10 protein-coding genes and 1 other RNA gene are annotated in these 15,264 nt (G+C 38.7%); 5 read left to right on the top strand and 6 right to left on the bottom strand.

From position 1 onward, the window contains the following. Window positions 1-12 precede the first annotated feature (12 nt). Window positions 13-1,074 carry a type IX secretion system protein PorQ gene (porQ, locus tag HYU69_16550; GenBank protein ID MBI2271951.1) on the top strand — a complete coding sequence of 354 codons (1,062 nt, stop codon included), beginning with the start codon at window positions 13-15 and terminating at the stop codon, window positions 1,072-1,074. 131 nt (window positions 1,075-1,205) lie between these two features. Further along, entirely contained in the window at window positions 1,206-1,925 is a 720-nt protein-coding gene (locus HYU69_16545) for a (d)CMP kinase (protein MBI2271950.1), read from the top strand. Window positions 1,926-2,017: 92 nt separating this feature from the next. Here the strand turns inward: HYU69_16545 and HYU69_16540 are convergent, their stop codons facing one another. After that, window positions 2,018-3,469, bottom strand: coding sequence for a right-handed parallel beta-helix repeat-containing protein (locus HYU69_16540; protein MBI2271949.1), 1,452 nt, complete (start codon window positions 3,467-3,469; stop codon window positions 2,018-2,020). Between the two features lie 170 nt (window positions 3,470-3,639). On the opposite strand from HYU69_16540, the gene HYU69_16535 reads away from it, so the two are divergent. The 3 genes from HYU69_16535 to HYU69_16525 all read left to right on the top strand — a co-directional run bounded on the left by HYU69_16535 (window position 3,640) and on the right by HYU69_16525 (window position 6,652). Next, on the top strand, window positions 3,640-4,668 hold the full coding sequence (locus tag HYU69_16535; protein MBI2271948.1) for a DUF2027 domain-containing protein: 1,029 nt from the start codon (window positions 3,640-3,642) through the stop codon (window positions 4,666-4,668). An 87-nt stretch (window positions 4,669-4,755) separates the two neighbouring features. Then, an RNA gene (rnpB, locus tag HYU69_16530) (RNase P RNA component class A) lies at window positions 4,756-5,159 on the top strand. Window positions 5,160-5,398: 239 nt separating this feature from the next. Then, window positions 5,399-6,652 carry a competence/damage-inducible protein A gene (locus HYU69_16525; GenBank protein ID MBI2271947.1) on the top strand — a complete coding sequence of 418 codons (1,254 nt, stop codon included), beginning with the start codon at window positions 5,399-5,401 and terminating at the stop codon, window positions 6,650-6,652. Window positions 6,653-7,110: 458 nt separating this feature from the next. Here HYU69_16525 and HYU69_16520 read toward each other — a convergent pair whose 3' ends face one another. From HYU69_16520 to HYU69_16500, 5 genes are read right to left on the bottom strand one after another with little or no spacing between them, the layout of a single operon-like run. After that, entirely contained in the window at window positions 7,111-8,301 is a 1,191-nt protein-coding gene (locus HYU69_16520; GenBank protein ID MBI2271946.1) for an efflux RND transporter periplasmic adaptor subunit, read from the bottom strand. A gap of 6 nt (window positions 8,302-8,307) precedes the next feature. After that, the gene (locus HYU69_16515) at window positions 8,308-9,555 is read right to left on the bottom strand and encodes an efflux RND transporter periplasmic adaptor subunit (GenBank protein ID MBI2271945.1); all 1,248 of its coding nucleotides are present in this window, start codon (window positions 9,553-9,555) and stop codon (window positions 8,308-8,310) included. Further along, window positions 9,555-10,826 (bottom strand): TolC family protein, encoded by a 1,272-nt coding sequence (locus HYU69_16510; protein MBI2271944.1) that lies wholly within the window; start codon window positions 10,824-10,826, stop codon window positions 9,555-9,557. Before HYU69_16510 ends, HYU69_16515 begins: the two co-directional genes overlap by 1 nt. Window positions 10,827-10,836: 10 nt before the next feature. Continuing rightward, the gene (locus tag HYU69_16505; GenBank protein ID MBI2271943.1) at window positions 10,837-14,004 is read right to left on the bottom strand and encodes an efflux RND transporter permease subunit; all 3,168 of its coding nucleotides are present in this window, start codon (window positions 14,002-14,004) and stop codon (window positions 10,837-10,839) included. Between the two features lie 27 nt (window positions 14,005-14,031). Continuing rightward, entirely contained in the window at window positions 14,032-15,117 is a 1,086-nt protein-coding gene (locus HYU69_16500; GenBank protein MBI2271942.1) for a ribose-phosphate pyrophosphokinase, read from the bottom strand. Window positions 15,118-15,264: the final 147 nt, after the last annotated feature.

Genomic DNA, 15,264 nt, shown 5'->3' with positions numbered 1-15,264 from the left:
TATTTTGCCGTGATGCACAAGAACTTACGGTTCCCATTTATTTTCGCTTTATATTTTATTTCGAATATCTCCTTCTTTGCGCAGATAGGAGGCAACAGCACCTACAAATTTTTAGATCTCCCTTTTTCAGCACGCGAAGCGGCTTTGGGTGGAAATTTGATCACAGTTAAGGATGACGACATTAATTTAACTTTTCACAATCCCGCGCTCATCACGCCCCAAATGGATAATAATTTTGCGTTTAGTTTTGTTAACTATATTTCTGATATAAGTTATGGATATGCTGCATACAGTAAAACATTTAATAAGATAGGAAGTTTTGTGGGAGGTGTGCAGTATGTTGATTATGGTAAATTCATTGAGGCTGATCCAACAGGGCTCATAACCGGAAGTTTTAAAGCGGCAGATTATTCGTATAATATTGGTTATTCCCGACCCATCGATTCGGTGTTTACTGTTGGAGCCACACTCAAAACTATTTATTCGCATCTCGATCAGTATTTTTCTGTAGGTTCTGTTGTGGATGTGGGGGGGACCTATTATAACGCGAAGCATTTGTTTACGGCTTCAGCAATTATGAGGGGGATGGGTTATCAATGGAAAACATATGTTGACGGGAACAGGGAGCCCATGCCCTTCGAAGTGCAATTGGGAATATCCAAAAGACTGCAGAAAGCCCCATTTCGTCTATCGCTGATAGGAACACACCTCGAAAAATGGGACCTTAGCTATGAAGACCCGGCCAACCCCATACCGACTAAAGATCCTCTGACAGGTGCGCCAATTAAGAAAAACGAGACAAAGATATTCGCAGATAAGCTCGGCAGGCATCTTATAGCTAATATTGAGATGCTGTTGGGCAAAAATTTCATGCTCCGTTTCGGATATAATTACCAGCGCAGAAAGGAGCTTAGGATTGATGGACGAGGCGGTATCCCCGGATTTTCTTTTGGTATCGGGTTTAAGATATATAAATTCAATTTTAGCTATGGCTATGCCCAATATCATGTAGCGGCAGCTTCGAGTCATTTTACAGTTACCACCAATATTTCGGATTTTTACCGGAAAAAATAGTTCGAAGTTCATAGCTTGTCTGTGGATATCGGGCAGAGGTCAGACTCTGATTTAAATTTTTCCCTCGTCTCTCGCCCCTTTCCCTCGTCGCTTAGCACTTATTCGTATATTCGTAAACTGGTATTTCAGTTATGTCAAAGATCATAGTTGCTATTGACGGATTCTCTGCGTGTGGGAAAAGCACACTGGCTAAGGCTTTAGCTGCCCGTATGGGTTATGTGTATATTGATTCGGGTGCCATGTACCGGGCTGTCACTCTGTATTGTATGCGTAAAAAGATCATCAAACCCGATGGCAATTTTGCAAAAACAAATGTGATTAAGTCATTGAAGAAAATAAAACTTTCATTCAAATACAATCCCTCCGCTAAAGCTTCCGATACTTACCTCAATGGCATTAATGTTGAAAAGAATATCCGCCAGATGGATGTATCCAACAATGTGAGCAAAATAAGTATGGTCAAAGAGGTCCGGAAGCATGTAGGTAAGATACAACGCGACATGGGAAAGAAAAAAGGAATTGTAATGGATGGAAGAGATATCGGTACGAGTGTATTTCCGGAAGCCGAATTAAAAATATTTATGACAGCCGACCCGGATATACGTGTGCAACGCAGGCTGGATGAATTAACTCCCAAAGGTCTTCATGTTACGTTTGATGAAGTGAAATTAAACCTCATGAATCGTGATTACGATGACACTCATCGCAAAGAAAGTCCGCTCACAAAAGCTAAAGACGCTATAGTGCTTGACAACACTGATCTTTCAAAAGAACAACAATTGGAATTTGTATTGAAACTGATCGATGATATGCTGCTGACGAAGGATTCTTTAGTTGAAAAAGAAGGTTGAAAAAAGTTTCAGGTTTCAGGTTGTTTTCCCATAAGAATCATTGCCAACAAATATTTACAAACCTGAAACCTTTTCTAACCATTTCAAACCAATCATGGTTTATACTCATAAGCTCCCGCATCAGGTGCGGCATCAATATTGCGTGGATTTCCATTCAGATCAGCGGGATACATATTTCCGATCACACTATTGCCCCAGTCTTTGGCCGGACTCGTTAAACTGATATTGCAGTCATTATTGGCCGCATCCTTAAAGCCCGGGTCGGCATTTTTTTTCACACTGCTGTTGTGATAGGTATTTAACGCGCTGTAACTACCATCTGCTTTGATAACACAATTTTCAAATTTATATCTGAAATTACCCCCGGCCGATGAATCAATACCAATCTCGTTCTCCAGGTTGCCATATATAATGCAATTTCCAAAGTACGCGCTATCAATACTTCTTGATTGAATGGCTCCGCTTGCCGCTTTATACCAGTTATTAATGAGCAGGACAGGAGTGAGGCGTGTGGCTTTAAAACCGCTCCAGTAATTACTGAATGTACAGTGCTTAAAACTGTATTTCCCCCCGATCGTAAGGGCGGCAGTATACTGACCGCAATTGCCAAACACGCAGTTGTACCCGTTTATTTGCGAGCCCTGCCCGAAAATTGCGGCGGCCGACATATTATTTATAATAGTGTTGCTTATTCGCAAGGTTGGATTTCCACTTGCCACATTAACGGTGTCGGCCTGTATTCCAATTGCACCGTTCTTAAGAATGGCCCAATCTATCTTGTTGTTTTTGCTTAGTGCTGACAACCATATTTTGCCCCACTGCCCCGGGATGTCTTTGTATTCGGGTTCAAGTCTGTCGCCCTGAAAAATTACGGGGTTTGACTGAGAACCTTGAATATCAAGTGCCCCCTCTTTGTATACCCACAATACAGCATTTTTATGCATATATACACGTGTGCCGGGCTGCATTGTCAGTGTACATGCTGAATCAACCACGGCATAACCATAAATAACATGGGGTTTGTCATTTGTCCATGTACTGTTGCAGGAAATTATTGAATAGGAAAAGCCATTCGTGAAAAAAATATTGGGTTTGGTATAGTAGGCATCTTGTCCCCATGCTTCAAGGTATACATCCTGTATGTTTCCGTTTGTTACAAAAATTATAGAGTCGCGTATAATAAGCGGACTGTTTTGATTAGCGGGGTTTACATTTACCTGTACAAACACGAACAAGCTGTCTTTGCCCGGTATAGTAATGTTAGCAGCCGACTTAACCGGTACGCCATCAATATTCATGAGGAATTGAGTACTTGTCCCTCCTCCGAATTTTATGGATGATATTTTTACAGCGCCATTGTTGCGGTTATGAATGGTGAATAGCCGTGTGGCCGAGCCTATAGTTGTAAAAACAGTATCGAATAAAACCGAGTCAGAAGAAAATTCAAGTTTAGCTGATGAATCAGTAATGATCTTGTCCTTCCTGCATGAGAATACGGGAGCCAGGAAGAATATTACTAATGTTATTTGAATATATTTTTTCAATGCATGTATAATCAAGGGATAACGAATTTGTACGAATTTACGAATTGCGGGATAAACATTCATGTTTACTATTCGTAAATTCGTTTTTTTATTCAGTATTCATTGATCGATGTGGCATTATACATACGTATGAACACCGGTTTTATTGCCTTTATACCTAACTTTGTCCCATGCAATTGAAAATAGGTGATAAGGTTCGTTTCCTCAATGAAAAAGGCGAAGGTGTAATCAGCGGCTTTATTAACAAAAACACCGTCAACGTCCGCATTGAAGAAGGGTTTGATATTCCTTATCTGATCGATCAATTGGTAACTATTCATACCAACAAACCCTCTGAACCAATAAAATCGGTGGAGCCAGTATCAATTGACGAAGTTGTGACTGTTATAAAAAATACAATTCCTGCCAATTCAACTTTTTCAAAAGGGGTGTACCTGCTTTTTATTCCGGAGTCGGATAAAAACATTCTTGAGGCGCCTTTGCAACTGGCAATTACTAATTATACCGAGTATGATCTGTTGTATACCTTGTCGACGAAACGTGCGGAAGGTTATGTTACAATAAGTTCAGGTGATATTTCCGCGGGCAGGAATAATAATATTTTACTCATCAGCCGCAGCGAACTGGAACGTTTTACCCATGTTAAAGTCGATCTTATTTATTACAGCAATGCTGCTCACAAACCGTATCCGCCCGTATCGGAAATACTGCGTATCAACCCGGTGAGGTTTTATAAAGAAAATAACTTTGTAAAGACTCCTTTTTTACCCAAACGCTCTTTTGTTGCTGTGATAGCCGGTTTGGACGATGCAGCTAACTGGGAAAATGTTGAAATTGATCCTGATGAATTAGCCCGTGTAATGAAACAGAAAAGATCTTCCGGTCAAACTATATTGAGTAAACCGCATAAGCTGAGCGACCCGGAAACAGAAGTTGACCTGCACATAGAGGAATTAATTGAAAGTCATGTGGGAATGAGCAACGCGCAAATACTGGATGTTCAGCTGAAACATTTTAAGGCCGAACTTGAAACCGCGATAGCTTCCAATGTAAAGAAGATCACATTTATTCATGGAGTGGGTATTGGCCGGCTTAAACAGGAGATATATGCTATTCTTAAAACCTACGATCGCATTCGTTTTCACGATGCGCCTTATTCCAGGTATGGATTTGGGGCGACCGAGGTAGTGCTTCGTTGATTGTTGTTTCCACTTCACTCAACGATGGAATCCCATAACCTGAGCGGAGTCGAAGGGTACTATCTACGGAAAATTACTTACCTTTGCAAAGCAAATCGTTCTATCGCTCTGCAGTTTTACTGCGGGGAGGAAAGTCCGGGCAACACAGAGTATCCTGCCCCGTGAATAGCGGGGGTATTCAGCAGGAATGCTGAATAACAGAAAGTGCCGCAGAGAATAGTAGCCAACCTACGCCAAGGCTTCGGTTGGTGATAGTGAAAACGTGAGGTAAGAGCTCACGAACTGTTGTGGTAACATACAGTTGGGTAAACCTCAGGAGTTGAAAGGTCAAATAAGTTCCGATCCTGAAGCTGCTCGCTTCATTTTCACTTCGGTGGATATCGGGATGGGTAGACCGCTCGATCCTGTTCAGCAATGATCAGGACAGATAAATGATAGAAACTCTGCAGTAATGCGGAACACAGAACCCGGCTTACAGGTTTGCGAAATATAAAATGCCGCTCCGACGACTCGGGGTGGCATTTTAATACTGATGCTCGATATATTTTAGTCTAAATTGAACAGCTTTTCTCTCCCGATCGGCATTATACCGCAGACCATTTTATAATAGCGGATGGCATAATTTGTATCTCTTCCGAAGGAAGCTGGTTCCTCATTATAAACAGATAAATTTTAAATTTACATGACTAAAATTTATCAGTTATTGAGTTAATAACACAATAACATCCAAATGAAAGCAGAAATAATAACAATAGGCGACGAGCTACTGATCGGACAGGTAGTAGATACCAACTCGGCCTGGATGGGACAGCAGCTTAACTTAGCCGGAATTGAAGTAAAGCAGATCACGTCCATTGCTGATAAAGCGGCTGATATCATCGCCGCCCTTGATGGTGCCGTTAAACATGCCGATATAATTTTAATAACCGGGGGTCTGGGTCCGACAAAAGATGACCTGACCAAACAAACGCTGTGCACTTATTTTAATACGCAATTGGTCTTTAATGAAGATGTATACAAGGATGTGGAAGCGCTCTTTAAGAGTCACGGGAAAGAAGTTACCCCTTTAAACAGGAAACAAGCCGAAGTGCCCGCCAACTGCAAACCCATCAGGAATAAAAACGGGACCGCCCCAGGCATGTGCTTTGACGCAGACGGTAAGCTTTTTTTTTCAATGCCTGGTGTTCCTTATGAAATGAAGACCATGATAGAACAGGATGTTCTGCCCATGATCAAACGGCGTTTTAAGCTTCCCGCAATTTTTCATAAAACTATTTTAACACAAGGCATCGGTGAATCTTTTTTAAGTGAAATCATCAGTGATTGGGAAGATGGCTTGGCCTGGGAAAACATGAAGCTTGCATACCTGCCATCACCCGGAAAAGTTCGCTTACGCATTACTGCATTCGGGATGGAGAGATCTGAATTAATTAAAAAAGTTGAAAAACAAATTGACCTTGTAAAACCGCTGATCAACAGCTATATATACGGCTATGAAAATTTTGGCGAGCACCAGCCGGGCATAGAAGAGATAGTAGGAGAAATGCTGAGAAAAAAGAAAGCCACATTGGCCACCGCCGAAAGCTGCACCGGTGGTTATATATCTCATTTAATCACCAATGTGCCGGGTAGCTCTGATTATTACGTAGGTTCTGTTATTTCATACTCCAATGAAGTGAAAGTACAGGAACTGAACATTGACCCCGTTGTGATCGAACAGGATGGGGTAGTAAGCAGGGTAGTGGTAGAGCAAATGGCCGTTGGAGTAAGAAAAAAACTGAAGGTTGATTACGCTATTGCTGCTTCGGGCATTGCCGGACCAACCGGCGGTACTAACGAAAAACCTGTTGGTACTGTTTGGATTGCTGTTGCTACACCTCTGTTGGTTACCGCGCAAAAATTTTTATTCGGTAATAACCGCAAGCGGAATATTCAAAAAACTGCTGATGCCGCGCTGAATATGTTAAGAAAGTTGATGGAGTGATCAGCAAAGATCGGCTGACTTTACAGTTTGCCGTACAGCTATTTTCTTATCATGTTTTTTCTCTATCACTGATTCGTATAAAATCAGCAGAGATGACATGCCTGAAGCGCAATGTCATTAAGTTAAGCCCGAAGGACTTGAATATAAATAACCGCCGGTGAAACCGGAGGAAAAAAATAACACAAGCCATTATCCAACCCTGAAAGGGTTGAATGTCATCAATGTAAATATATTTAACCCTTTCAGGGTTGGGCATTTCTCCCACTCATACCCCCCGATACAATCGGGGGGTATTTATATTTAAGCCCTTCGGGCTTATTGCAATAAAAACTATTACTCTTAACTTAATGACATTGGCCTGAAGCGATGCCATCCCTTTACAAATTACTTTAACTTAACACAATTCATGGATATCCCGGATCATTATTTCAGGGCAAGTGTTGACGACCGGGAGTATATTAATGCTGATGTCCTTGCATTACGGAACTTCCTTTCTTAAATGTGTATTCACTTTGGAGAAGATAGTTGCCTGATACTACTGCAATATCACCCATTTCTATTCCATGAAGCACCTGGGTATAGCCGTTCGATTCAATTCCCGTGTGAACCATGACACTTTTGTATTTATTTTTTTCCGTTTTCAGCCAAACGGTTGCGCCTTTCTCTTCAAGAATGATCGCATCAGTCGGCAAAGCGATTGTAGCAAATTCATCATAGAGGACAGAAGCATTAATCTGCATTCCTGGTTTTAATACATTCTTTTCATTAACAATTTCTATTCTGATAAGATTGATCTTTGAGGTAGTATTCAATTCAGGATTTGTGAATATAACCTTGCCTTCAATGTTTAGTTTTGAATTGTTGGGAAAGAAAACCCGGGCGGCCATGCTTTCTTTGATCTTTGCCATATCTTCTGAAAAAACCTGTGCTTCTGCCCACAAGCTCGAATAATCTGCCAGGTGCAATACACTGCCGCCTTCCATCACATAATTACCTTCTGTAATATCAATTGAAGTAATTACCCCATCATCAGGACTTTTGATGGTTATTAATTGGGTAAAATTACCGGCCTCTTCCAACTCGTTAATTTGTGATTCTGAAAGTCCAAAAAGCACAAGTTTGTTTCTCGCACTGCTAATCATCCTGTCTATATCAATGGTTATATTTATTTGAGTTTTCTTTTTTTCAATTGCCAATTTTAGTTCTTTTAAAGCCAGATTTATTTCCTCGCTATAAATATCATAAATGGGTTCTCCTTTATGAATATCTTCTCCTGTATTTTTAAAATAAAGTTTTTCAATTCTTCCCATCACTCTTGAACTTATTACAACCGTTTTATTCTGATTGGCTACTAATGTCCCGGTCAAAAATAGTTCTGATCCAAACACATGTTTCTTAACAGTGTCAACTAATATATGGCCAAGCCGTACCTGCTGATCACTCAAATGCAATTGATCATTATCTTCATCCTGTGATTTTTTTACAGCAGTAAGAGGCATTTTACAAATAGGGCAGGTACCCGGTTTGTTTTCTCTCACCTGAGGATCCATGGAGCAGGTGTAATAAACATCCGGATTTTCCTTTTCTTGCCTGGAGTTACAGCTAATCAAGAAAAGTGAAACAATAAAATATAAAATTCTTACAGTCATATTAATTTATTCTTCAGGATTTAACCTGATAAAACTTTCACTGTCAATCAACATTTGTGCATTTGCAGCTATCTTATCACTTTCTGAAATACCCGAAATAACTTCTGTAAATTCTCCTGCTTTTATACCTGTTGTAATAACTTTTGATTTTAAAATATCCTTTTCCCTTAAAAACACAATTTCGGCGTTGCCCAGATGAACAATAGCAGTGGAGGGAATGAAAAATCCCTTTTTTGCTCCAACATACACATTGGCCTTTAGAAGCAGTCCAATTTTAAGTTTATGTTTTGAGTTATCAAGATAAACTCTTGCGGAAGCTGTTTTCCGGCCTTTGTTAAAAGCCGGTTCAATAAAATCTATTTTTCCTTCAAGTGTATCTTCTTTACTTCCATTCATGAAAAGAATAACCCGCTGACCCGTCTTTAATAATTGAATATTTTCGCTATATATATCAAGTGCCGCCCAGACTTTTTCGGTATTGTAAATATTAAAAATGCTTTGTCCTGCACGTATATACATTCCTTCTTTAATTATCAATTCAGCGGTTGATCTTTCCCCGTTATTCATTCCGCTGACTTCGTCCGGTGAAGCTATTGTTGTGCCATTCAGATCATGTAAGTGGCCGCTGTAAGGACTAAAGATTGATACCGCATGAAATACTTTTTGAGCTCGCTTTAGTTTGTCAATTTGCTCTTTGCTAAGTCCCTGAAGAAATAATCTTTTTTCCGCAGCATTAATCAGTGTTTCATTTTCCGCATCATTTTTTAATAGAAAGAGAAAATTTTCCTGCGCTGTTAAAAGCTCTTTGCTGTATATGTCCATTAGCCTTTCCCCTTTAGAAACAGGCTGAAACTGATATTTTATATACAGCTTTTCAATCCATCCTGATACGCGTGCCGAAACAGTGTTTACTTCTCTTGTATCATATTTTATTGTTCCTGTGGCAGTAATTTCAACCGGAAATTCTTTTTGGTGCAGAGACGTTGTTTTCACCCGGCTAAATACATATTCATTCGTTGGCTTCAGTAAAAGTGATATTATACTGTCATTTGTGCTGTGACCATCATTCTCCTTTTCCACCAATTTCATTCCGCATATCGGGCATTGTCCGGGTTCATTTTTTGTTATTTGAGGATGCATCGGGCAAGTATAGGTCTTTGATTTATGTTCTTTATGATTATCGTGTTCAGTATTATCACTGCATGACAACATAAAGCCAATTAATACAAATAATATGACTATATGTTTATTCATTATCGGATTTCGAGTTGTTTTTCATATTGTATTTGCAATGCAAGTAATTCCATCAGCTGATCAAGATACATGAGTTGGGATACCTTTAGATTTTGCCATGCGTCAAGAACCATGAAAAGCATTTCTGTATTTTGCTCGTAAGCGATCAATTCCGTTTCATAATTTTTATTCATAGATGGAATTATGATTTTTTCAGAGAGTTCAATTTGCTGCCTTTTGCTTTTAATCTGAACCTTAATATTTTCAATATTTCCGCTTACCTGATTTATAAAACTTTGTTGTTTGTCTTTACCGGCTTCTATTTCAAAGCCCAATCCTGTAACATTTGATTTATACATTTTAGAAGACCAGGGAGTAATGGGGATAGTTACCATTGCCATAGCGCTGAATTGCTGCGGCTGCGTGCCAAAAGCAAGCATGTGATCGTATTTAATTCCAAAATCGGGAAGTCGTTTGGAATACTCATAATTTTGTTTTGCTTTCAATACATTTATATTCTGAGAAAGAACAGTATAGTCACTTCTGCTTTTAATAGCTGTGCTATCTGCTACTTTCAGTTCATAGTTTTTGAGAATATAAGACGTGTCAATATCAAAGGTTCTATTTTTATCACGGTTCATAAGTGTATTCAATACAATCATTTTTTGTTTTATTCCTTGCTCTGCCATTACTTTCATTATTTGCATTTCTCCGAGCATTGCTTTTGCTTTGTAGTAGGAGTTTAACTTATCCATTCCGTAAGTATATTTTAATTCAGTTGATTTTATCAGGTAGTTGAGCAACTCTTCACTTTCATTAAGGACAACCAGTTTTTTCTTCATAATCATCCATTCATAGTAGTTCATCTTTGCCATTGAGAACATTTCGTTTCTCATTGATCTTTGCATTGCTGAATCTATACCCGACATACTCTTCATGTATGCAGCATTGGCATTTAACTTATTTGGATTTATAAACATTTGCTGTACAGAGATCATAAATGACCCCATTCCATTGCTATTATTCATTATATCCGGTTGCCACATTAGAGGATCATAAGGAGTCATAAAAAATCCGCCGCCTATTTGCGGCGGGTCAAGAGCCCTTGCACCTTTTGCGTATTCATTGTAAGCTTTTATCTGGTCATCATAAATTTTAAGCTCTGAATTATTTATTTTTATTGTATTCAAAATGCTATCAAGAGACATTGGTTGCGCATTTGAGAGATGAGCATAAATAGCAAATACGATGACAAATAAGCGCAATTTTATATTTAAATTTTTGTTGTTCATTATAATTTTATTAATCTTCAAACTCCTGAATTTTTAATTCCCCGTGTTTTCGTAGCTCATATTCTCTGACGATAGCATACACCACCGGTAACACGATCAAAACAAAAAGAGTTGACGTAATTAAACCGAAAACAAACGGAATAGTAATTGGCTTCATTACGTCACTTCCGGTGCCTGTGGCAATCAATATGGGCATTAGCCCGATTATATCCACAAGCACTGTCATAAGTTTTGGACGTAATCTTAAAGCTGCCCCCTCATAAATAGCATCTTCGATACCCTGTTTGGTCATGCTTTTATTTTCCTCTTTATTTTTTTCTGATTTTTTGAACACGGAATTGTTCATGTATACCAGCATTAACACTCCTGTTTCAACAGCAATTCCAAATAGAGCAATGAACCCAACTGCAACGGCTACTGAAAAATTAACTCCGAAAAAATGCAGTGAATATACTCCTCCGACAAGAGCAACGGGAACAGCGGAAAGAACTATTAACACTTCCCGGATATTTTTAAAAGTGAAATATAGAATTATCATGATTATTAAAAGAACGATGGGAATAATAAACATTAATCTATTCTGTGCACGTACCTGATTCTCATATTGCCCGCTCCAATCAAGGAAATAACCTTTAGGTAGTTTTTTTATGAATGGTTCTAATTTTGTTTTGGCATCCGCTACCGTACTGCCCATATCCCGTTCACGTACATTGAATAAAAGCGTTCCCCTTAGCATTGCATTCTCAGAATTGATCATTGGAGGACCTTCTGAAATTTTAATCTCTGCAACTGCTGAAAGAGGTATTGGTCCAAAATCCATAGCTTGTATTTGCAGGTCTTTAAATTTTCGAATTTGATCACGATAATCCTGGGCAAAACGTATGTTTACCGTGAACCGCTCTCTGCCTTCAATAGTAGTAGTTACGTTCATTCCCCCTAATGCTGTTTCAATGAACATATTTACATCATCAACCGAAAGTCCATATCTTCCTATTTCTTCTTTTTTTATTACCACATCAATATATTTTCCTCCAACAATTGGCTCTACGTATAAATCTTTAATGCCTTCAAGTCCTGTCAATTCTTTTTTAAATTGTTGAGCAAGCTTATTTATAGTGTCCAGATTCTGTCCATAGATCTTTATTCCAACATCTGTTCTTATTCCTGTAGAGAGCATGTTTATCCTGTTGATAATTGGTTGTGTCCATCCATTGATCACTCCGGGTATCTGCATCTTCGAATTTAACTCATTGATAATATCATTCTTTGTTTTCCCTTTGCGCCATTGGTCACGCGGTTTTAACAGGATAATTGTTTCGATCATGCTCATGGGCGCATTATCGGTTGCAGTATTTGCCCGGCCTGCTTTACCTAACACATTTTCCACTTCGGGTACAGATAAAATTAATTTATCCTGCACCTGCATAATACGTTTAACTTCTGAATTAGAAATATCGGGCATAGTTACAGGCATAAAAAGTAATGAGCCTTCATCCAAAGGAGGCATAAATTCAGTTCCTAAATTGAGCACTAATGGAATGCTGCCTAAAATCAAAGCCACACTTAATACAATGGTTGTTTTTTTCCATTTCAAACACCATCGTATTATTGGAGTATATATCCAGATGAAAAATCTTGAAACAGGATGCTTACTTTCAGGGCGAATTTCCCCTTTAAGAAAGAAGATCATTAAAACCGGAATAAGGAAAATCGCAACAAACGCTGAGCCCAACATGGCAAAGGTCTTTGTCCAGACAAGCGGAGAAAACAGTTTATGCTCCTGACCTTCCAGGAATAAAATAGGACTGAAGGAAACGAGTGTTATCAGAATGGAATTGAAAACCGCTTTACCTATAAGCTTAGATGAAATTTCAATGCGCTTTTTACGATCAATTTCAGAAAGTTTTATTTCTGCGGAACCACGTTCTTCAGCAAGTTCTTTCATGGCGTTTTCTACCATGACTATTCCTGCATCTACAAGATCGCCAACAGCAAGGGCGACTCCGGCTAATGACATTATATTTGAAGTAATACCAAACCATTTCATCAGTATAAATGCGATCAATACCGACATAGGAATAGTAATAACCACAATAAGCGCACTTCGTACATGAAGAAGAAAAATAAACAGTACTATGCAAACGATGATAATTTCCTCTGTTACTGCTTCACTTAAGGTGTCAATTGTTTCATCAATAAGAACCGAGCGATCGTAGGCAACTTTAAATTTCACTCCTTCAGGCAATCCTTTTTCCACATCTTTAATTTTTTCTTTCAATCGATCTATTACATCTTTTGCGTTCTCTCCATAGCGCATTACTACAATACCACCTACTTTTTCACCATCTCCGTTTTCGTCAACTATTCCCAATCGCAATTCGCCTCCTGTTTGCACCTTTGCCACATCCTTAACTCTTATAGGAACTGTATTGAGCGTTTTAAGCGGGATATTCTCAATTTCATTTATATTTTTTATGTAACCTAATCCCCTTATGATATAACCGATGTCTGACTGTTCAAATTTTCTTCCGCCTACATCATTATTGTTCGCTTTTATTTTATTCACTACATCCATTAAAGGGATGTTGTAATAGCGAAGCTTGTATGGATCAACAACAACCTGATACTGTTTTTGAAAGCCTCCGAACGAAGCAACTTCACTCACTCCATCAACTGTTTGCAACGCGAAACGAACATACCAGTCTTGTAATGCCCGTAACTCTCCAAGATCATAACCCGGTGCATCTAATGTGTACCAAAAAATATGTCCTAATCCTGTTCCATCGGGACCAAGTGTTGGGGTTATTCCTTCAGGTAATAGTCGCTGAGCATAATTCAATCGTTCAAGTACCCGTGTTCTCGCCCAATATATATCCACATCATCATTAAAAATGACAAATACGAAACTCATCCCGAACATTGATGCTGCCCTGATGTTTTTTACCCGGGGTATGCCCTGCAGGTTACTTACAAGCGGGTAGGTGATTTGATCTTCTATAATTTGGGGGCTTCGACCCATCCATTCGGTAAAAATAATAACCTGGTTTTCAGAAAGATCAGGAATAGCATCAACAGGAGTATTCTTCACGGAAAAAATCCCATATGCTGCTATTACCACTGCAATAAACAGAACGATGAAGCGGTTTTTGACAGACCAGGCTATGAAGTAATTAATCATTTTTTAGCTGCAGCTTTTTTATCATATTTAACAACATCCTGCTCCTGTTTGTTTAGAAGGACATTTTACTGTTCCATAAGAGCAATAAACACAACAATCACCTTTCCTGGGTTTTAATACTTTTTTGCAATGCTCGCATTCATAAAAATACTGACAGGTATCGGTTGGCATTATTTCCGGTTTTATATGACCACAGTGAGGGCAAGTAATTGTTGATTTTAGTTCTGTTTTATTTTTTCTATCGATATTTTCAGTAATTAATGCCGTAACATCAATCCCATTGGATACATGAGGAATAGTGTTACAGGTAATAATTTGACTAACTCCTGATTTTTTCAGTTCTTCAAAAGCATCTCCTGAAAATACCGCATGTATTCCAATGCATATTGGAGGCTTCATCCCTTCACTTTTTAAATGCTTAACTGTTTCTATCATTGTTCGGGCAGTAGAAATAATATCATCCACCAACACAGGGATGTGATTCTTATATTTTTCGAGTTGAGGCAAGGTAATTTTTACTTCCTTATCCCCTGATCTTATTTTTTCAAGCACTACATACGGCGCATGTGCATTTTTTGCGACTTCAGAAACCCATTGTTCACTTTCTGAATCAGGCCCAATTAACAAAGGGTTCGGGATATGATTATTAATATATGCCGAAATAAGAGAGGATGCATGTATCACTGTGCAGGGTATTGAATAAATTTCAGCCATTGAATGCCTGCGGTGAAGATGTGGGTCAATCGTAATCAAAGAATCTGCAAATCCTGAAAGGAGAGAAGCAAAGTATTCTGAGGTTATTCCTTCTCCCGGATTAAATATGGCATCCTGACGCATATAAGAAAGGTAAGGAGCCACGACTGAAACAGAGGATGTGTCTAATGATTTTATTGTTTTACAAAGAAAATATAAAGGCAATAGTTTCTCATCAGGCTTAGAAAGTGTACATATCAGAAATACTTTTCTGTTTTTAACTTCACTTAGCACACGTACATAGATTTCTCCATCAGGGAAATACCTGATAACTACTTCTCCCATGTCAGCTTGCATGGCATCAGCAATGTTTTTTGCTAATACTCCATTGCCCGGCAACGCAAATACAATTGATTTCATTGGTCTTTGTTTAATTTTACTGTTACCATGCATAATACCCCAATATACAGGATATTATTGCAGGAATAATTATCCGGATAGTATTAATTGAATACCAAAGGGCTATGAGTAAAACACCGTTTAATCCTAACGATAGATGAGAAACTA

It is taken from the genome of Bacteroidota bacterium, assembly GCA_016183775.1.
Lineage (GTDB): Bacteria > Bacteroidota > Bacteroidia > JABDFU01 > JABDFU01 > JABDFU01.
This window is presented reverse-complemented; position numbering and strand designations above follow the sequence as displayed.

Excerpts from the sequence above, each read along its gene's own strand:
- HYU69_16510 (MBI2271944.1), bottom strand. The coding sequence starts at position 10,826 with ATGAACAACAAAAATTTAAATATAAAATTGCGCTTATTTGTCATCGTA.
- porQ (MBI2271951.1), top strand. The coding sequence starts at position 13 with ATGCACAAGAACTTACGGTTCCCATTTATTTTCGCTTTATATTTTATT.
- HYU69_16520 (MBI2271946.1), bottom strand. The coding sequence starts at position 8,301 with ATGACTGTAAGAATTTTATATTTTATTGTTTCACTTTTCTTGATTAGC.
- HYU69_16535 (MBI2271948.1), top strand. The coding sequence starts at position 3,640 with ATGCAATTGAAAATAGGTGATAAGGTTCGTTTCCTCAATGAAAAAGGC.
- HYU69_16525 (MBI2271947.1), top strand. The coding sequence starts at position 5,399 with ATGAAAGCAGAAATAATAACAATAGGCGACGAGCTACTGATCGGACAG.
- HYU69_16505 (MBI2271943.1), bottom strand. The coding sequence starts at position 14,004 with ATGATTAATTACTTCATAGCCTGGTCTGTCAAAAACCGCTTCATCGTT.
- HYU69_16545 (MBI2271950.1), top strand. The coding sequence starts at position 1,206 with ATGTCAAAGATCATAGTTGCTATTGACGGATTCTCTGCGTGTGGGAAA.
- HYU69_16515 (MBI2271945.1), bottom strand. The coding sequence starts at position 9,555 with ATGAATAAACATATAGTCATATTATTTGTATTAATTGGCTTTATGTTG.
- HYU69_16500 (MBI2271942.1), bottom strand. The coding sequence starts at position 15,117 with ATGAAATCAATTGTATTTGCGTTGCCGGGCAATGGAGTATTAGCAAAA.